Genomic DNA, 19100 nt, shown 5'->3' on the forward strand with positions numbered 1-19100 from the left:
CCGCGCCCTCGGAGATGCGCTCCATCTGGTTGGAGAGCGAACCTGCTGAGTGCATGATCCGCTCCACCACGCCCTCGAGCTTGCGCGAGGCCCCCAGGAGATTCTTGGCCTTGGATTCCTCGGCCAGGCGCGAGGCCTCCTGGGCCTGGAGCAGGGAATCGTCGCAACTCTTGACGGTGGTCTCCACCTCGGCCTTGTGGGCGGCGGCCTGCTCCCTGGCGGCGCGCACGCACTGCGAGTAGTCGAGCAGGGCCTTGCCCAGTTCGCCCGCCTCGCCGCCCTGGGGGATGTCCCCGGGGCCGAGCGTCCCCTGGGCGGCCAGACGGGACGCCTCCAGGAGCCTGGAAAGGGGCGCGCCCACCAGCAGCGCGAAGGCGGCCAGGGCGGCCAGGCCGAGCAGTGCGGAGGACACGGCCAGCCACACAGGGGGGGCTGAACCGAAACCGGTTGCGGCAGCGCCGAGGGAGGCGAGGAAGGAAGCGCCGAGGACGAGGTACATCGCGAGGCGAAGGGACATGGTGCACTCCAGATGAATGGTCTACAGCCTACATCTAGCCCTCCATCATCCAGATGGCAACTCCCGCGAGGGGTTTCAAAGGGCGTTCTCTCCCGTACCGGGACGCTTCTTTTGATTGCCAATGAGCCGAGCGGCTGCTATGAAGCGCCCGATTCGGAATCATTCCGATTAAACCATTCTGGAGAACGTCATGTCGAAAAGCGAAACGCCGCGCGGAGCCATCCTCCAGCGCGACGGCGAGACCTGGGCCATCGTCCCCCGCACTCCCGTGGGCATCATCACCCCCCAGGTGCTGGACGCCCTGAACACCGTGGTGAGCAAGTATTCCATCCCCATCGTGAAGATCACCTCGGGCCAGCGCATCGCCCTGGTGGGCGTGAAGGCCGAAGAGGTGGAGGACATCTGGAAGGACCTGGGCACCATGGCCGGACAGGCCGTGGAGCTGTGCGTGCACTTCGTGCAGGCCTGCCCGGGCACCAGCGTGTGCAAGTTCGGCGTCCAGGACTCCCTGGGCCTGGGCCTGGAACTGGAAAAACTCTACGTGGGCATGGAGCTGCCCGCCAAGGTGAAGATGGGCGTCTCGGGCTGCCCCTTGTGCTGCGCCAGTTCCCTGGTGCGCGACCTGGGCGTGATCGGCAAGAAGTCCGGCTTCACGGTGGCCTTCGGCGGACACCCCGGCGGCAAGCCGCGCATCGCCGACGTGGTGGCAGAGGACCTGGACGCCCCCCAGGTGGTGGCCCTGGTGAAGAAGCTCCTGGAACACTACCGCGACAACGCCAAGAAAAAGGAACGCTGCGCGCGCTTCGTGGAGCGCGTGGGCATCGAGGCCGTCAAGGCCGCCGTGCTCTGAGGCCTTGCGGCCGCCCCCCGTCGGGGCGGCCGCTTCCTTTTGAAGCCATGGAACCTCTCGTTTCGGTCCTTCTGCCCGTGCGCAACGCCTCGGACCACCTGGCCGGGGCCCTGGAGAGCCTTTCGGCCCAGACCTTGCGCGCCATCGAAATCCTGGCCGTGGACGACCACAGCGACGACGGCGGCCTCACCCGGGCTCTCCTGGAGGCCCACGCCGGGCGCGATCCTCGCCTGCGCGCGCTGCAAAGCCCCCGCCGGGGCATCGCCCATGCCCTGAACCACGCCGCCGCCCACGCCCGGGGCCGCTGCCTGGCCCGCATGGACGCCGACGACACCTGCCATCCCAGGCGGCTGGAACTCCAGGCCGCGCTCCTGGAGGAACACCCCCGCGTGGACGCCTGCGGCTGCCGCGTGGCCTTCGGGGGCGACGCCGCCCTTTGCCCGGGCTACGCCCGCCATGTGGAGTGGGTGAACTCCCTGCAGACCCACGAGGCCATGTCCCAGGAGCGCTTCCGCGACGCGCCCCTGGCCCATCCCTCGGCCGTGTTCCGGGCGGCCTCCTTCGCGCGCCTGGGCGGCTACCGGCAGGGTCCGTTCCCCGAGGACCACGAACTCTGGCTGCGCTGGCTGGAGGCCGGGGCCGTGCTGGCCAAACGCCCGGAGACGCTCTTCACCTGGAACGACCCGCCCGGGCGGCTCTCGCGCACGGACCCGCGCTACGCCCCCGAGGCCTTCCACGCCATGAAGGCGGACTACCTGGCCCGCTGGCTTGCCGCCTGCAACCCGCACCATCCCGAGGTCTGGATCGTGGGGGCGGGGCGGGTCACGCGCAGACGCGCGGCGCATCTGGCCGCGCGGGGCGTTCGCTTCCGGGCCTACCTGGACATCGATCCGGCCAAGATCGGCAACCGCCCGGGCGGCGTGCCCGTGCTGCACCACCGGGATGCGCCGCTTCCCGGGGAAGGGTTCGTGGTGTCCTATGTGTCGCAGCCCGGGGCGGGAGAGGCCGTGGCGCGGATGCTTCAGTCCCTGGGCCACGCGCCCGGCCGGGACTATCTCCTTGCGGGCTGAGGGGTTGCCGGGAAGGCCCGCCGTTAACCGCCCGTAGTTACTCCATACGAGGTGGATCAGGTAGGGAATGCCTACTTTTTCTCTTGACGGACATTTTGCCTCGAAACGGTGTCAGAAATGATATCCTTATATTCAAGGTGTTTGGGTTTGTATGGAACGATGGCGATCTTGCGGCATTGCCTGAGAAAGCCCGGAGTATGGCTTGAAAGCTTGAAAAGAGGCTCCGTCAAGAGAGTCTGGAAAACAGAAAATCACAAAAAACGAAGCAAAATTGAGAAAAATGGATGACCGCATGTGGATAAAGAAATGAACACCTGTTGGTGTCTCGATGCCCCACCCTGCGGAATCCCTTGGAGCCAGAAGGTTTCCGCCACCTGGAGCATGAGCGCGGGGGCAAAGGCCTTTCCGAGTCTTTGTCATGATATCAAGTGCTTGGCTTTTGGATAATCGCCTGACCCGTCGCCTCGTGCGCCCCTCTCCTCCGGCTTGAGAAAAAAATCGATGCCTTGCATCACACCCCCATGACAAACCCGACCTGGACCCAAATCCAAGGCGTTTTGGAACGCAGTCTCAATCCCGGTCTCTACCAGGTATGGATCAAGCCTCTGGCGGCCGCCTTCGAGGAAGGCGGCTTGATTCTCAAGGCCCCCAACGAGTTCGTCGCCGCCTGGGTGCGGGACCGCCTGGCCGATTCCGTGGCCCAGGCCGCCGCCCAGGTGATGGGTCTCACTCCGCGCATCGAGGTGCGTTCCGCCTCCGGTCCGGTCGCCGTGTCCCTGGCCCAGCCCCAGGCAGACGGCGAGGCCCTGGCCTGTGAACGTCCGGCTGCGGCGCGCGAAACGCACGATCTCGCGGCGGCCTTCCGCTTCTCCTTCGACCAGTTCGTGGTGGGGCCCTCCAACGCCCTGGCCTACGAGGCCTCCCTTGGCCTGTGCCGCGAGACCCTTTCCGCCAGCCAGCTCTTCATCAGCGCAGGCCCCGGCCTGGGCAAGACCCACCTGAGCCAGGCCATGGGCCGCCTGCTTGTGGACCGCGAGCGCAGGCGCAAGCCCCGCGTGGTCTACCTCACGGCCGAGGAATTCTCCTCCAGGCTCATTCTTTCCATCAAGATGCGCGAGGTGGAGCGCTTCAAGGCCCAGTTCCGCGACAACGTGGACATCCTCATTCTGGAGGACATCCACTTCTTCCAGGGCAAGCCCAAGCTCCAGGACGAGTTGCTCAACACGCTCTCGGCCCTCCAGTCCAGGGGCTGCCGGGTGGTGTTCACCAGTTCCTTCCTGCCCAAGGAACTCACCGGCCTGGACAGCCAGCTGGCCTCCAGGCTCTGCGCCGGGTTCGTGGCCACCATCGAGCAGCCGGACCATCAGACCCGGCTGAACATCCTGCTCAGCAAGGCCAGGATCCACCAGGTGCTCCTGCCCGGCGACGTGGCCGGGCTCCTGGCCGACCGCATCCGCGCGGACATCCGCCAGTTGGAGTCCTGCCTGCAGAACCTGGCCCTCAAGGCCCGCGTGCTGGGCCAGGCCATCTCCATGGACATGGCCTGGGACGTGCTGCGCAACTACGATCTGGAGCAGCCCGCCGTGGGCATCGAGCAGATCGTGGAGCACGTCTGCCAGATGTACGACATCCATCCCGAGCACCTGCACTCCAAGAGCCGCAAGCGCCAGCACGTGATGGCCCGCAACACCGCCTTCTTCCTGGCGCGCAAGCACACCTGCCTTTCGCTCCACGACATCGGGCAGCGCTTCAACCGCCGTCACTCCACGGTGGTCAAGGGCATCACCAGCGTGGAGCGCCAGCTCACCCTGCAGACGCCCCTGGGGCGTCAGTTGGAGGCGGCCATCGATCGCCTGGCCCAGTAGAGCCGCTCCCTGCGCCGACACGGCCGGATTTCGAGCCCGGCGGGAGGCATCCCGCCGGGCTCGACTTTTCATGGAAGGCGGCCCCGGACAGCCTGCGGCCCGCCCCGGCAGGCAGGGGGCGGGAGCCAAGGCCGGAAAAGGATCCGGGGGCCGGACGCGGAGGGGGGCTGAACGTGCGGTCCGGGCAGGGTCAGGGGCTAGTCCAGGGCGGCCAGTTCCATGTCGCCCCAGACGCCGATTTTCTCCCCCACCTGGACGAACACCCCGAGCACCCCCACGCGCGAAAGTTCCCGGGCGCGCTCCATCACCAGGGGCAGGTGGGCCTCGCCGCGCGCCAGATTGCCCAGGGTGGTGGCCGCGGCGTCGGCCACGGCCCCCGAACGCGCCTTCACCGTGACCATGTCCGCCGCGCCGAAGGAGAGCGAGTGCCCCACCGTGGCCGAAGAGGTGCACAGGCACACGGGGAACTCCCGGGGGGCCAGGCGCAGGGCCAGGCGCGCCCCCTGCACGGGCCTGGCCAGCAGGGCCACCAGGCGCTCCCGCGTGGAACGCAGGGCCACGTCGCCGCCGTTCTCCACGAGGATGTCCGGCGAGAGGGGGGCCAGGGCGTCGGCCACATGCTGGGCGATGGTCCCGGCCACGGCGGCCATGGGGCCCACCTGGCAGGCCCGGGCCGCGCGGAGCATGTCTTGCACCAGGGGCGGGGCGGCGGGGTCGTCGGGCAGGGGCGTGAGCGAGGGGCGAAACTCAGGGTGCAGCAGGATGTGGTTCTTGAGCTGTCCGCGCAAACGGTTGAGCGCCTGGGCCGTCTCGGCCGAGAGGTCCCGCCGGGCGGTGACGAGGAGGTCCGACTCTTCCACGGTCACGGCGAAGCGGACCTCGCCTTGGGCTGGTTCCGAGAGGCCGCGGTAGGTGCGCTGGGTGTCGCGGTGGATCATGGGGCGCTCCTTGGCCCGAAACGGTGGCTTGCCATGGCCCCATGATGCCATGCCCGGAGGCCCGGGACAAGCCGCGCGCCCCGGGCGCTTCCCCTGGCGGCCCGGACGCGCTAGGAGATGGCTGGCGCGGCCCTAAGGGGATCGCGCGTCCGGCCGAAGAATCCAGGGGGCTTTTCCGGCCCACAAACGTTCGCGAGGCATCGCATGTACAGGCTTTCCCATCTGGTGGACAAGGCGACGCCCGTCGCACAGCCCAAGCTGGTCTCCTCGGGCGTCTGCATCTGGCTGGTGTGGGAGGGCCAGATCACGCCGGTTCTCAACCAGATCTTCACGGAATTCGGTGGGTTCCTCATGGGCCAGGAGGGCGCCCAGGCCCTGTGGTACTTCTTCGGGGAAGAGGCCTTCAAGGCCCTGGGACGCCTGGCGGGCTACTCCCGTGTGAACCGTCTGCCCCTGTTCGTCCAGGCCCTGCCAGGCTCGCTTCTGGTGGGCTACAAGTACGAGATGTCCCTGGCCGTGCAGTCCGAATACCTGGAGCAGGAGGTGGCCGCCTCCCAGGATCTGGAGATGTACGTGCATCCCGGCTTCGCCAAGACCCTGGAGACCCTGCCGGGCCTGGGCTTCAAGCCCGCGCCGGACGCTCCCGGCCTGTCGCGCGCCGGTTTCGGGCTGCTCGCCGTGGACACCACCATGGGCCAGGAGTCGCCCCTGGGCTGGTACTACATGCTAAGGCCCCTGGGCGACCCCCTGGACAAGAACGCGGCCGAGGGCTGGCGCGCCGTCTTCTCCGAGCTTCAGACCCTGCTGGAGCGCATGGCCGTCAAGTATCTCTCCCATGAAGGCTACCTGATCTTCGGCCTGGACAACCTGCGCTCCTTCCGCAACATCACGCGCGAACTCCTGCGCCTGGAGAGGGATCTCAAGAACCCCGACAGCGGCAAGAAATACTGGCCCAGCGTCATGGCCTGCGTGTTCCGCAAGGGCCAGCACCTGCACAAGGACCTGCCCAAACGCATCGGCCTGGATTGGAAGGAGCTGGCCCCGGACTTCCCCCACATGAGCTTCAAGGCCGCCTTTTTCCTGGGGCCGGGCTTTCGCATCAACGACGTGCGGCGCGCTTCAAGCACGCTCACGGTGGACGATTGGTGCCACATTTCCCTGGTCGCCGAGGAGGAGGCCGAGGACGAGCAGGGAGAAATCCCCTTCAAGCTGCCCACCAACCTCATGGCCGGGGCAAACATTCCCTGCTTCTACTGCGGCCTGGCCAGCCACGCGCCCGCGCAATGCCCCACCAAGGCCCTCCACGAACTGCTCCCGGGTGTCTGGGAAGACATCGGCATGCAGGACATGGCAAAACTGGAGGAGGCCTCCATGCGCCTCAACCAGGACCTGGCCGGAGCGGCGGGAGACGCCCTGGCCGAGACCGCCGTGGCCAAGGACCTGCGCGGCCTGATCCTCAGGGGGCTTTTCGAGATCAACCACCACGGGCAGTTGCGCTGCCTTGCCGCCGTGTGGCGCAGCAAGGGCAAGGAGATGCCGGCCGGGCTCTCCCCCACGGGCGCCCGCGACGAGTCGGAACTGCTCTGGGACGCCCTGGACCGGCTGCGGGGCTCCGACGCCGAAGGCTTCGACCTGGTGATCACCCAGGCCCTGACCAAGTACGGCCGGGGATTCCAGCCCCGTGCGGTGCAGGGCTTCATGGCCATGGAGTCCGGCGACTGGAACCGCGCGGGCTATTTCTGGCAGGAGGCCGCGCGCGGGGCCTACACCCCCCTGCAGCGCGGCTGGCTGGCCTACCTGGAAGGCCGCGCCTGGGAGGTGCAGGGCGACTACCAGAAGGCCCTGAGCCACTACCGCCAGGCCCGCAACGAGTGCCCCCGCTGGGTGGAACCCGCCTATCGACAGGGCGTGTGCATGGTGAAGCTCGGCTTCACCGACCAGGGGCTGCACGAATTCCTGGTGCTCCTGCGCGAAGACCTGAACTTTTTCAACCGCATCCTCCTGGACCCGGAGCTCGAACGCGGCCGCATCCACATCCAGAACGCCCTCTGGCGGCCCTGGAGCGAGGCGCGTGCCGCGCGCGACGAGAAGGCAGCCAGCCTCACCGGCCTGGACGCCTACCTCAAAAGCTGGTTCCGGGAGGACCACCCCTTCCTTAAAGAAGCCCTGGAGCGCGCCCGTATCTTGTCCGAGATGGCCAAGATCAACAACTACGTCTGCTTCAACCGCGTGGTCAGCGAATACGACGCCCTGCAGAAAGACCTGCACCAGACCGTTGAAGAAGCCATCACCGCCATCAACGGGCGTCTCAAGGTGATTCACGAGGATCTCAAGGACATCCACCACGAAGCGGCCTGGTTCCCCTTCGGCAAGCTGCTCAAGGAGTTCAACAAGGACTTCAACGCCTGCGCCACCAAGCTCAACTGGATGCGCACCACCTCGCTCCAGGTGGCGGCAAACTTCCGCAAGTGCCAGGACTACCTGGACGAGATCGACGCCAGCGTCACGCTGCTCAAGGCCCGGCTCGTGACGCTGCGCATCGTGCGCGACGCCACCCTCTTCGTGCTGCTCCTGGGCAAGAGCTTCATGTGGTTGGAACTGGTGGGGCTGGCCCTCTCCCTGGTGGCCGTGCCCGGCATGATCTTTCTGGCCCAGAAAACCGGTCAGTTCTGGTTCGCAGACCTCATGAGCAACCAGAAATGGCAGGTGCAGAAAGGGCTCGTGATCATCGTGAGCATCGTGGCCATGGCCCTGGCCGCCATCAAGACCGCCGTGAGCTTCGAGAAGAAACGCGCGGAACTCTTCAAGGAAGAAGAGGACAAGGCCGCCAAGGAAAAAAACGCCCCCCCGGCGCGGACGGCCAAGGCGCAGAAGGCCCTGCCTCCGGCGGGAGGTCCGCCGTCCAAGGGCGGGAAGTAGGGCGATCGGCAAGCCGTTTCGAAAAGGCCAGCAAGGCTTGACCGCCTGGCGCGACGCCGTGACGGGCGCAAAAAAGCGGGGCTCCTCCGGGAGCCCCACAAAAAAAGCGGGGCTCCCGGAGGAGCCCCGCTGGACGAGCAGTCTGGCGACTACACGCAGCCGGTGGGCTTGGGAAGGCCGGCCATCTTGCAAGCTCCCTTGCCGGGGCCGGAGGGGAACAGCTCGTAGATGTGCTTCAGCTTGAAGCCGGTCACCTTCGAGAGGATGCGCACCATGGGGGCGATGCCGTTCTTCTTGTAGTAGTCCTGCAGGAACTCGATCACCTTGTTGTGCTCTTCGGAGAGTTCCTTGATGCCCTCGGACTCCTTCACGTAGTCCACCCAGTCGGGGTTCCAGTCCTCGAAGCGCTGCAGGAAGCCGTCTTCGTCGACCTCGAAGGTTTTGCCCTTGAATTCAATCGTGGCCATTCTCCATCCTCCTTGGCGTTACTTGAGCTCTGATCGGTTGCCCGAATGCCGGCACCCTCGTGAGAGGGCTCCAAAACCAATGAACAGCGATCCGCTGTTTTGGTACCACAGGTAAGAACGCGATTTTCTTACACCATGCCAGAGCGCTTTGCAAGCGCTTGGCGTTCCACCCAGGGTCCCCACCCGAATTCGTGCCGTCTTAAAGGCCAATTCAGATGGTTGTCAAATGATTTTAGTCGCCGTCCTTGGACGGGCCAAGTTCCGTGAGGCTCGCGCGGGCGAAATCGAGGCCCGGGTCCATCTCCAGGGCCTTGCCCAGGAACTCGCGCGCGGCGTCGTCGTGGCCCAGGCGCAGGTGGCACAGGCCCAGGTTGGCCAGGTCCATGGCGGAGCCGGAATCAAGGGACAGGGCGGCTTCGAAGTCGCAGGCGGCCAGGTCGTAGGCTTTGGCCTTGAAGCGGGTGACGCCGCGCAGGTTGTGGTATTCCTTCACGTCCGGGGAGAGGGCGATGGCCTTGTCCAGAAGCGGCGCGGCCAGGTCCCAGCGGTCCATGCGGGTGTGGGCGTAGGCCTCGTAGAACACGGCCATGCCCTGGTCTTCGGAGTCCTCCTGGAGGGGGGCGGCTTCCCGGAAGAGCGCGGCGGCCTCCCCGGGGTCGTCCAGGCGCAGGGCCAGCAGGCCCTTGTGCAGGGGCAGCCAGGGGCGTCCGGGGCACAGCTCTTCCAGGCGTTTGAGCCCCTGCACGGCTTCGTGCTCGTCGGCCTGCTCGGCAAGATAGCGGCCCACGAACATGCCCAGGCTGGCCCGGGGGGTGCGCTCGCGGAAGAGAAAGCCCGGCACGAAGCTGTAGTTGGCGGCCACGTCCAGCTCCGGATGGGTGGTTTCCACGGTGTAGAGCGTGAGCCCCTTGGCGGCCAGCCCTTCGGCCAGGGCCAGGAGTTCGTGGAGGATGTCGTCCTTTTCCAGGTCCGGCAGGCGCTTCAGGTCCGTGGAGGGGCCTTCGGCCACCCAGGATATCTCGCCCAGGTCCTGGAACTTGCGCAGGCCCGAGGCCTCGTAGTTGCTGCCGGTCTCGAAGTCGCCGGCCAGCTGGGCGATCTCGGTGACGGCGCGGATGGCGGCCTTCACGGGCGAGGAGGAGGTGCCCGCGGTGAAGACAATCTCGCTGCGCATGCCCAAGGTGGAGGGGTCGTAAGCCAGGGCGCCAACGGTGGGCACGGGCATTCCCAGGCTGAAGTCCTTGAGCCAGAGCTTCACGCCGTTGCGCTGGAAGGCGTCGATGAGGCCCTTGAGCACGGGGTCGTCCACGGGGTGGGCGGCGATGGTGGGGAGCCTGGGCTCCTCGGCGTCCACCACGGCGCTGACGTGGCGCTCCACCAGTTCGCAGGCCCCCTGCAGGATGGACTCCTCCAGGCAGTTGCCCGCCGAGGAGCCGTTGAATTCGTTGAGGGTCTTGAACCAGTCCAGCGGGACCATCACCTCCTGGCCGTCGGTCACGCGCACGGCGGGATAGAAGCGCCAGGGCACGAGGTCCAGGATGCTTTCTGCGTCCTCCTCGGAGAGGTCGTCGTGCACGGAGAGGATCACCTCGGCCACGGGCATCACGCGGCCGGGCCAGAGGGCCTGGGCCTGCCGCCAGGTGGCGCGGGTGAAGCGCTCCTCGTCGGCCCAGAAGCTGAAGTAGCTGAAGCGCTCGGCCAGTTCCATGAGGGCCGAGGCCTCGGCCTGGGCCGGGGACGCGCCCTTTCCCATCTGCTTGCGCGTGGGCATCACGGCGCGGGCGGAGGGGCCGCAGAGGGAGAGGTAGACGGGGATGCCGAGCCTGCCGGTGTCGGTGCGCCGCAACTCGCCCAGCACGCCGCCCAGGCGCTCGAAGCGCGCCTTGACGCGGGCCACGGTGTCTTCGGGGGCGCAGAGCTTGTCGGAGTCGGCGGTGTAGCCCTTGGGGGTGTTTTGCAGTTTACGCATGGGCCTTTTTCTGCATGCGGAAGAGCACGCTCGTCTGGGTCTCCTCGCCGGAGCGGCAGGAGGCCTGTGTGCGCTGGATGGAGAAGGTCTTACTGGCCTGGGCGAAGAAGGGGGCGGCCTCGCGGCAGCGGTCGCAGGAGATGAGGGCCTGCGCGCCGGGGGCGTCGCTCAGGTGTCCGGCCAGGAAGGCGGCCAGGGGTTCGTGGAGGGCTGGAAGGTAGAGGGCTTCGGACATGGCGATGATCTCGAACTGCTCGTCGGTGCGCGCGTCGGCGATGTTCAGATATCCGACCTTTGCGGTATGGTCCAGTCCGTTCTTCAGGATGGCGGCGCGCATGAAGAGCAGGGCCTCGGGTTCGATGTCGGTGATGAGCGCCCGGTAGCCCCTTTTGGCCCCTGTGAGCCCGCACAGGCCCAGGCCCGCGCCCAGCTCCACGAGCCGGTCGCCCGGCCGGGGGGTGAGCCTGGAGAGGAGCATGGCCAGGGGCAGCGAGGCCGGCCAGAGCTTGGCCCAGAAGGGCAGGGCGAGTCTTTCGCCTGGCCGGGCTGTCTCCACGAGGCGGTCGATGTAGGCGGAAAGGTCTGCGATCTGGAGCAGATCCAGGGCCATGTCGCCCAGGCAGACGCTTTCGAAGCGCACGGGGTGCCTGGAGCCGGCCAGGGCCAGCAGGTCGTCGAGGGAGGCCTCGGGGGCCAGGGCCAGTTCCAGGATGCGCGGGTCGGCGTGCATGGGCAAGGCTCCCTGCCCCGGACGCCGCCGGCCATGGCGAGGGGCGCGGTTTGAGGCTCTACGGCCGGTCAGCCAGCGAAAAGGGCCGGTCTCGCATGGAGGCCGGCCCTTTGGCGTTCTGTGGAGCGGGAGACGGGATTTGAACCCGCGACTTCAACCTTGGCAAGGTTGCACTCTACCACTGAGTTACTCCCGCGAACTGGAGGCGGCATCCGGATTTGAACCGGAGAATGGAGGTTTTGCAGACCTCTGCCTTACCACTTGGCTATGCCGCCCCTCAAGGGGAAGCCATTCCTAGTGGAGTTGTCCTCCGCTGTCAACGACTTCCGCCGCGCCGAAAAAAAATCCCCTTGGGGGGATGGAGCGGGAGACGGGATTTGAACCCGCGACTTCAACCTTGGCAAGGTTGCACTCTACCACTGAGTTACTCCCGCTCGTGGCGAGAGGCGTGTCTAGCCGACAGGGGGGTGGGTGTCAAGCGCCAAAATGCCGGGAGCTGAACATATCGCGGATCAAAGGCGCGAAAAACCATGATCCCGGCAGGTTGGACGCTCCAGGGGAGGGATTCCCGCAAAGTGGCGTCCCGAGCCCTGCGGGGCTTTACCTCCACCGGCAAATCCATTAAGTGGACTCACTTCTTGACCCGAGGGCGCTTGCCCTCCCGGAGGCTTCCCCATGGAACAGAAGGATCTTGACTTCTTCCGCCACTATCTGAACGACTCCCTGCAGGACATCCTCAAGAAGGGCGAAGAAACCATCGAGGACATGACCGACACCGTCGAGGTCTACGCCGACCCCGCAGACCGCGCCACGGCCGAGTCCGACCGCGCCTTCACCCTGCGCCTGCGCGACCGCGAACGCAAGCTCATCCGCAAGATCCAGGAGGCCATCGAGCGCATCGAGGACGGCACCTACGGCATCTGCGAGGAGTGCGGCGAGGACATCAGCGTGCCACGGCTCAAGGCGCGCCCCGTCACCACCCTCTGCATCAAGTGCAAGGCCCGCCAGGAGGCCGACGAGGACCTGAGGGGCGAATAGCCCCTCCCCGATGGACGCAGCCTTCTTCCGGTTTCTGGGGCCCGAGACTGCGCGGCTCCTGCAGGGCGTTCGCTTCGATACCGTCTACGGCCCCGCCCCGGGGTTCTGGACTTTCGCCTTCACGCCTCCCGTCTTCCCGGGGCCGGACCCGTCGCCCGCCTGCCGCTTTTTGCTCCTGCGCGCCCACACACGCCTGGGCCTGCTCTTCCCCTGCGAAGCCAAACCCCTCAACCCCGCCACGCCGGACGCCCGGGTGATGTGGCTGCGCAAGCGCCTCAAGGGCCGCAAGGTGCTGGGCGGGGTCTGCGACTGGCAGCGCAGGAGGCTCGTTCTGGAACTCTCACCCGGCGAAGGCCGCTTTCTTCTGCTCACCATGGAGGACGACCCCGTGGTCCTGGAGCGCCTGCCCGAGGGCTTCGCAGAGGCCCCGGGATGGGACGGCCCCGATCAGGCCCTGGCCGACCCCGCCTGCCCGCGCAGCCTGCGCCGCGCCCTGCAGCGCGAGGACCCCGAGGACCGGCCCGCCTTCCTGGGCGATTTTCTGGCCGGACGCGCGCGGGGCTTTTTCCTGGCCGAGGACGCCCCCTCCGCCGAGGGGCCGCTGCCCTGGCCCGCCTCGCGACAGTCCCTGCGCCTGCCCACGGCCCTGGCCGCCGCCATGGCCCACGGCCGTCCCGCGTTCTTCGCGGCCCTGGCCCCGGCCGACGACGAACCGGCCCGCCTGGAGAATCGGAAGAAGAAGCGGCTCGATCACCTGGAGCGCGACCGCAAGCGTCTGGACTCCCTCACGGGCCGCCAGGCGTTCGGCGAGGCCGTGGCCGCCAATCTATCCCGGCTGGACCCCCGCGCCAGGACAGGCCCCCTGACCCTGGAGCATCCCGCGCTCGGCCCTCTGGAAGTGCCCATGGACCCGGGGCTCACGGTGATCGAGAACATGGAGGCCTTCTTCCGCAAGGCCGCCAAGGGGCGGCGCGGACTGGCCCACGTTGAACGCATGGAGGGCGAGACCCTGCGAGGCGAGCTGCCCCCCGAACGCCCGCGCGCCCAGGGCCCGGCCCGTTCGACGCCGGCCACGGCCCCCCGGAAGGACCCGGACCTGCACCGCTTCCGATCCTCCGACGGCTTCCTCATCCTGCGCGGGCGCAACGCCAAGGCCAACCACCGGCTCCTGACCTCCCTGGCAAGCCCCTTCGACTACTGGCTCCACGCCGAGGGCGGACCCGGCGCGCACGTGATCCTCAAGCGCGACTCGCCCCACCAGGAGCCCCCCGAGGCCACCCTGCGCGAGGCCGCGGCCCTGGCGGCCCGCGCCTCCTGGCGGTCCGGCGAGGCCCACGCCGCCGTGCTGCTGGCCCGCGTGGCCGACGTGCGCGCCATCAAGGGCGCGGCGGCGGGCCGCGTGCGCGTGGACGTGGCCCGCACCCTCTTCGTGGACCCCGCAACGTGCCGGGAAGAGACGCTGGCCGAGGGCGCTTGACAAATTTGTTCGCGGCCCACACAACGGACTGCCTGCCTGCAATTCACAAATGAGGTAAATCGTATCATGTCGCTCAAGCGGAAGCTGCAGGTCCTCTCGTTGTTCACGGTCGTGCTGGTCACGGGGCTCTGGATTGCCGCCTGGATGGGGCTCGACGAGGCGCTCCTCCTCGCCTCGGGCTCGCCGCAGCTGGCGGGCAAGCTGGCCTCGCTCAAGTCGTGCATGCTGTGGTCGGGCGTCGCGGCCACGCTCCTGGCCGTGGCGGCGGGGGCCTTCACCGGACTCGGGCTCACCGGGCGGGTGGGGCGCGTGCTCGCCGTGATGGAACAGGCCGAAAGGGGCGACCTGGACGCCCGCTACGAGGCCCACGGAGCGGACGAGATCGACCGCATCGGCCAGGAGGTGAACACCCTCCTCGGTCGCGTGCGCGAACTCTTCGCCCAGGCCCGCGAGCACGAGGACCAGGCCGCCGAAAACGCCCGCCAGTGCCAGCTGGCCATGGACCACGCCGCCCAGGCCCGCCAGCGCGCCGAGGCCGCCCGCCGCCAGGGCATGGGCGGGGCCGCCGGGACGCTCAAGAATGTCGTCGGCGAAATCCAGCACGTGGCCAGCAACCTCTCCCAGGAAGTGGACAAGACCTCCGAAGGCGCGCACCGCCAGGCCGAGATGGTCTCCCAGGCCGCCCTGGCCGTGGAGCAGATGGATCAGGCCGTGCTGGAATCGGCCCGCAACGCCTCCGGGGCCGCCGATCTGGCTGGCAAGGCGCGCGAGTGCGCCGAGCGCGGCGCGCGCGTGGTGGACGGCGTGGTGGGCTCCATCACCGGGGCCTACGAGCGCACCCTGGAGCTCAAGGGCGTGGTGGAGGACCTGGGCGGGCGCGCCAGCGCCATCGGGGCCATCATGACCGTGATCTCCGACATCGCGGACCAGACCAACCTGCTGGCCCTCAACGCCGCCATCGAGGCCGCCCGCGCGGGCGAGGCCGGCAGGGGCTTCGCGGTGGTTGCCGACGAGGTGCGCAAGCTCGCCGAAAAGACCATGGGCGCGACCCGCGAGGTGGGCCAGGTGATCGAGGCCATCCAGTCGGGGGCGCGCGAGGCCGTTTCCGGCATGGAAAGCGCTGCCTCCGAGGTGGAGAAGGCCACCGGCCAGGCCCGCCAGTCCGGCGAGGCCCTCAAGGAGATCGTCTCCTTCGTGGACGCCACGGCGGGCCAGGTCAGCTCCATCGCGGCTGCGGCCGAACAGCAGTCTGCCGCCAGCAACCAGATCGGGCGCTCCGTGGGCGCGGTGCGCGACATCTCCGCCGACACCATGCGCGGCATGGAACTCTGCGAAAAGGGCCTGGACACCCTGATCGAGCAGGTGGGGGAGCTTGCCAACCTGAACAGCGTGTTTACCCTGCTTGGGCAGGGAACCGTGCAGGAGCTGGTGGAACAGCTCGCCACCTCCGACGAGCTGGCCTCCATGGACCGGGGCCGCATGGAGCAGGCCCTGCGCAAGTCCCTGGCCGCCAATTCCTTCGTGGAGCTGGCCTACGTCACGGACGCACGTGGCTTGCAGGTGGTGAACAACATCCCCCAGGCGGGCTTCGCCGCCCAGTACGACGGCACGGGGTTCGGCAAGAACTGGAGCACGCGCCCCTGGTTCAAAGGGGCCATGTCCCAGAAAGACATCTACATTTCCGAGGTCTACGTCTCCTCGGCCTCCCAGCAGCCCTGCATCACCGTGAGCCGCCCGGTGGAAAACCGGGAAGGCGCGGTGCTGGGCGTGCTGGGCCTGGACGTGAAGCTCGGCTGACAAGGACGCGATGCCAAGACAGAGCGGCTTCGCCCGCAAGCTCGAATTCGACGACCCGGAGCTGGCCAGGGATCTCTTCGGCCCTCACAACGCCAACCTGGCCTTCGTCTCGGAAAAGACCGGCGTGCACGCCAACTCGCGCGGGGCCGTGCTCACGTTGCGCGGCGAGACCGCCGAACTCATCGACCAGGTGGCCGAGGCCATGGTGCGGCTCTACGGCATGCTCAAGAAGGGCGTGCCCGTCTATCCCCGCGACATCGAGCCCGTGCTCGGGCGCATCAGCCGCGACCCCGACGCCCCCCTGGCCAGGGTCTTCGAGGAGGACGCCTTCCTGGTGGCCCCCAAGAAGACCATCACCCCGCGAACCTTCGTCCAGCGCGAATACCTGGGCGCGATCCGCGCCAGCGACCTCACCTTCGGCATCGGCCCCGCAGGCACCGGCAAGACCTATCTGGCTGTGGCCGCCGCCGTGGGCGACCTCCTGGCGAGGCGCGTCAAGCGCCTGATCCTCACCCGCCCGGCCGTGGAGGCAGGCGAGAAGCTGGGCTTCCTCCCGGGCGACCTGGCCGAAAAGGTCAACCCCTACCTGCGCCCCCTCTACGACGCCCTTCACGACATGCTCGACTACCAGCGCGTGGCCGCCATGCTCGCCGAAGGCGTCATCGAGGTGGCCCCCCTGGCCTTCATGCGCGGGCGCACCCTCAACGACGCCTTCATCATTCTCGACGAGGCCCAGAACACCACCCCCGAACAGATGAAGATGTTCTTGACGCGGATCGGCTTCGGGTCCAAAGCGGTGGTGACCGGGGACGTGACCCAGGTCGACCTGCCGCGCGGCGCGCCCTCGGGCCTCATCGAAGCCCGTCGCGTCCTTGCGGGCGTGCAGGGCCTTACGTTCGTCACCTTCACGGAGGAGGACGTGATCCGCCACCCCCTGGTGGGCCGGATCGTGCAAGCCTATGAACGGCATACTCAGCCGCCTGAAGAAGCCTAACTGCCAGGCCGCTTCCAAGGGCTGCGCCCCCTGCCTGCCCGGAAAACCCTGCGAGAGCCTCTCCTGGGGGTTCTATGTCTTCCTGGCGGTCATCCTGGGCGCGAGCGTCCTTGCCTCCGTGCGTTTCTCCTCCCCGGTCAAGGTCTTCCTGGCCGGAGAGGTGGCTTCGCAGGACGTCACCGCCGAGCAGACCCTGCGCTACGAAGACCGCGAAGCCACCAAGCGCAAGCGCGAGCAGGTCTCCAACAACCAGCCCCCCGTCTTCGACCTGAGTCTCGATCCCTTCGATTTGCTGTCCAAGAATGTCCTGGCCATCCTCGCCCTGGTCAAACGCAACGAGGAAGATCAGGAGAAGCTGCGCGCCTCCATCTCCGAGGATCTCAACGTCGAGTTGTCCCGCGACACGCTCTCCACCTGGCGATCCCAGGAATTCCAGGACGTCATGGCCCTCCAGGTTCTTCCCTGGCTCAGGGAGGCCTACGCCAGGGGCGTGGCGGCCAACCCCATCATGTTCGCCCCCTACAAGCAGGGCGTGCTTCTGCGCGAGCTGCCCTCGGGCATGGAGACCCTCCACCTGGAAGGCCCCGCCGTGCTCGACCTGGAGCGACTCAAGGAAGAACTCGACCAGCTCCTGCGGCGAGACCTCAAGAAAAACATCCGCGTGCGCAAGGCCGTTTTCGCCCTGGCCGGGCCCTACCTCGTGCCCAGCATCGTCTACAATCAGAGCCTCACCCAGGAGCGAAAGCGCGAGATCGTGGAGGCCATGGAGCCCGTCTACGCCAGCATCCACAGAGGCGAGATGATCGTGCGCCAGGGCGAACGCGTCACCGCCGACCAGCAGAGCAAGCTCCAGGCGCTCTACGCCCACAGGGGCAGCTTCCTCAAACCCCTGGCCATCCCCGGCACCTTCCTGCTCTCGTGCCTCTTCTTCGTGCTTCTGCATCTCTCCCACGGCAAAAAATCCGGCATCCGCGCCGTCTCCAACCGCGACTGGCTCTCCCTGGCCGCCGTCACCGCCTTTTTCGTGCTCCTGGCCAAGTTCGTGGAGCTGGCCCGCATCTCCGAGGCGCACCTCCCCGTCTTCCTCAAGACCGGACAGGTGGCCTTCGGCCTGCCCGTGGCCGGAGCCGCCGGCGTGCTCGCCATGTTCCTCCCGCAGGCGCTGTGCTCCTTCGCCGTGCTCCTGCTCTCCTACCTGGTCACCAACGAGGTGGGCGGGAATCTTTACCTTTTCAGTTATTACATGCTGGGCGGGCTGGTCTACGCGAGCATCATCCGCGACTGCGAAACCCGCCAGGACGTGCTGCGCTCCATCCTGCCCCTGGCCGCCCTCTGCGTGGTCTCCTGGCTGGGCATCGCCCTCGTCCAGGACACCGCCGGGGAACTCACCCTGGCCGGCGGCGTCCACGCCGCATTCAACGCCGTTTTCTCCCTGCTCCTGGTGCTGGGCCTGAGCCCCATCCTGGAACTCGTCTTCGGCTACACCTCGCGTTTTCGGCTCATGGAACTCATGAACCTTGAGCAGCCGCTGCTCCAGGAACTCATGGTCTCGGCCCCCGGCACCTATCATCACTCGGTCATCGTGGCCAACATGGCCGAGGCCGCCGCGCGCGCCGTGGGGGCCAACGCCCTGCTGGCCAAGGTGGCCGCCCTCTACCACGACATCGGAAAACTCAAGAATCCCCAGTATTTCATCGAAAACCTCTACGGCAAGGAAAACAAGCACAACAAGCTCTCGCCCTCCATGAGCGCCCTCATCCTCATCTCCCACGTCAAGAAGGGCGTGGAACTGGCGCGCGAGCACAAGCTGGGCGACGAGATCGCAAGCCTCATCGGACAGCACCACGGCATGACCCTCATCGCCTACTTCTACCACAAGGCCCAGGAACAGGCCGAAGCCAAAGGCGAAGAACCCGTGCGCGAGGAAGAATTCCGTTACCCGGGACCCAAGCCCCAGTCCAAAGAAGCGGGCATCATCATGCTCGCCGACGCCATCGAGGCCTCCAGCCGCACCCTCGTGGACCCCACCCCCAGCCGCATCCGGGGGCACATCCAGTCCATCATGCGCAAGCTCTACAACGAAGGCGAACTCGACGGCTCCGAACTCACCCTCAAGGACCTCACCCAGGCCTCGGAAACCTTCCACAAGATCCTCACCGGCATCTTCCACCACCGCATCGAATACCCCAACCTCGACAAGTCCAAAAACAAGGACAAAGAGAACGGCGACAAGAACGCCGCGCCCGAAAAAGCGGCGTAGTGCCGGGGTGACGCGGCAAGGGCAGGGCAGGGCGGGCAGTCCGTCGGGGAAGATGCCTCCGGCGGCCAAAGGGCTACGCCCTTTGGAATCCCACCTTGCTTCGCGACGGCGGGAGATTCGACAGACGTGGAGCGGGTGCGCGGTCGGGGAAGAAGCCTCCGGCGGGCAAAGGGCTACGCCCTCTGCACTCCCTCTCCGCTTCGCGGGCT

13 protein-coding genes, 3 tRNA genes and 1 pseudogene are annotated in these 19100 nt (G+C 67.4%); 9 read left to right on the forward strand and 8 right to left on the reverse strand.

Annotated elements, in window-relative coordinates; translation table 11 throughout:
• Window positions 1-517: pseudogene (locus ACV4UX_RS11135) on the reverse strand (bacteriohemerythrin); the annotation flags it as partial.
• Between the two features lie 190 nt (window positions 518-707).
• Between ACV4UX_RS11135 and ACV4UX_RS11140 the strand changes: the two are divergent.
• The 3 genes from ACV4UX_RS11140 (at window position 708) to ACV4UX_RS11150 (ending at window position 4302) form a co-directional block, all read left to right on the forward strand.
• Window positions 708-1367, forward strand: coding sequence for a ferredoxin-like domain-containing protein (locus ACV4UX_RS11140; RefSeq protein WP_491593358.1), 660 nt, complete (start codon window positions 708-710; stop codon window positions 1365-1367).
• A gap of 47 nt (window positions 1368-1414) precedes the next feature.
• On the forward strand, window positions 1415-2437 hold the full coding sequence (locus ACV4UX_RS11145) for a glycosyltransferase family 2 protein (protein ID WP_491593359.1): 1023 nt from the start codon (window positions 1415-1417) through the stop codon (window positions 2435-2437).
• A 521-nt stretch (window positions 2438-2958) separates the two neighbouring features.
• Window positions 2959-4302 carry a DnaA ATPase domain-containing protein gene (locus ACV4UX_RS11150; RefSeq protein WP_491593360.1) on the forward strand — a complete coding sequence of 448 codons (1344 nt, stop codon included), beginning with the start codon at window positions 2959-2961 and terminating at the stop codon, window positions 4300-4302.
• A gap of 197 nt (window positions 4303-4499) precedes the next feature.
• Here ACV4UX_RS11150 and ACV4UX_RS11155 read toward each other — a convergent pair whose 3' ends face one another.
• Window positions 4500-5240, reverse strand: a complete 741-nt coding sequence (locus tag ACV4UX_RS11155; RefSeq protein ID WP_491593361.1) for a UPF0280 family protein — start codon at window positions 5238-5240, stop codon at window positions 4500-4502.
• A gap of 204 nt (window positions 5241-5444) precedes the next feature.
• Between ACV4UX_RS11155 and ACV4UX_RS11160 the strand changes: the two genes are divergently transcribed.
• A complete protein-coding gene (locus tag ACV4UX_RS11160) occupies window positions 5445-8159 on the forward strand; it encodes a tetratricopeptide repeat protein (protein ID WP_491593362.1) in 2715 nt (904 codons plus the stop codon).
• Between the two features lie 149 nt (window positions 8160-8308).
• Here ACV4UX_RS11160 and ACV4UX_RS11165 read toward each other — a convergent pair whose 3' ends face one another.
• The 6 genes from ACV4UX_RS11165 to ACV4UX_RS11190 all read right to left on the reverse strand — a co-directional run bounded on the left by ACV4UX_RS11165 (window position 8309) and on the right by ACV4UX_RS11190 (window position 11759).
• Window positions 8309-8626 carry a TusE/DsrC/DsvC family sulfur relay protein gene (locus ACV4UX_RS11165; RefSeq protein WP_173085822.1) on the reverse strand — a complete coding sequence of 106 codons (318 nt, stop codon included), beginning with the start codon at window positions 8624-8626 and terminating at the stop codon, window positions 8309-8311.
• 232 nt (window positions 8627-8858) lie between these two features.
• Window positions 8859-10595 (reverse strand): YcaO-like family protein, encoded by a 1737-nt coding sequence (locus tag ACV4UX_RS11170; RefSeq protein WP_491593363.1) that lies wholly within the window; start codon window positions 10593-10595, stop codon window positions 8859-8861.
• Window positions 10588-11325, reverse strand: a complete 738-nt coding sequence (locus ACV4UX_RS11175; RefSeq protein ID WP_491593364.1) for a methyltransferase — start codon at window positions 11323-11325, stop codon at window positions 10588-10590. The genes ACV4UX_RS11170 and ACV4UX_RS11175 overlap by 8 nt, the downstream gene beginning before the upstream one ends.
• A gap of 121 nt (window positions 11326-11446) precedes the next feature.
• Window positions 11447-11521, reverse strand: a tRNA-Gly gene (locus tag ACV4UX_RS11180).
• Between the two features lie 4 nt (window positions 11522-11525).
• Window positions 11526-11600, reverse strand: a tRNA-Cys gene (locus ACV4UX_RS11185).
• Between the two features lie 84 nt (window positions 11601-11684).
• Window positions 11685-11759: transfer RNA gene (locus tag ACV4UX_RS11190), tRNA-Gly, on the reverse strand.
• Between the two features lie 241 nt (window positions 11760-12000).
• Here ACV4UX_RS11190 and dksA point away from each other — a divergent pair.
• The 5 genes from dksA (at window position 12001) to ACV4UX_RS11215 (ending at window position 18891) form a co-directional block, all read left to right on the forward strand.
• The gene (gene dksA, locus ACV4UX_RS11195; RefSeq protein ID WP_491593365.1) at window positions 12001-12363 is read left to right on the forward strand and encodes an RNA polymerase-binding protein DksA; all 363 of its coding nucleotides are present in this window, start codon (window positions 12001-12003) and stop codon (window positions 12361-12363) included.
• A 10-nt stretch (window positions 12364-12373) separates the two neighbouring features.
• The gene (locus ACV4UX_RS11200; protein ID WP_491593366.1) at window positions 12374-13840 is read left to right on the forward strand and encodes an NFACT RNA binding domain-containing protein; all 1467 of its coding nucleotides are present in this window, start codon (window positions 12374-12376) and stop codon (window positions 13838-13840) included.
• Window positions 13841-13906: 66 nt separating this feature from the next.
• A complete protein-coding gene (locus ACV4UX_RS11205) occupies window positions 13907-15637 on the forward strand; it encodes a methyl-accepting chemotaxis protein (RefSeq protein WP_491593367.1) in 1731 nt (576 codons plus the stop codon).
• Window positions 15638-15647: 10 nt separating this feature from the next.
• Window positions 15648-16631, forward strand: a complete 984-nt coding sequence (locus tag ACV4UX_RS11210; protein ID WP_491593368.1) for a PhoH family protein — start codon at window positions 15648-15650, stop codon at window positions 16629-16631.
• Window positions 16597-18891, forward strand: a complete 2295-nt coding sequence (locus ACV4UX_RS11215) for an HD family phosphohydrolase (protein ID WP_491593369.1) — start codon at window positions 16597-16599, stop codon at window positions 18889-18891. Before ACV4UX_RS11210 ends, ACV4UX_RS11215 begins: the two co-directional genes overlap by 35 nt.
• Window positions 18892-19100: the final 209 nt, after the last annotated feature.

The sequence above is a fragment of the Fundidesulfovibrio sp. genome (assembly GCF_058402725.1).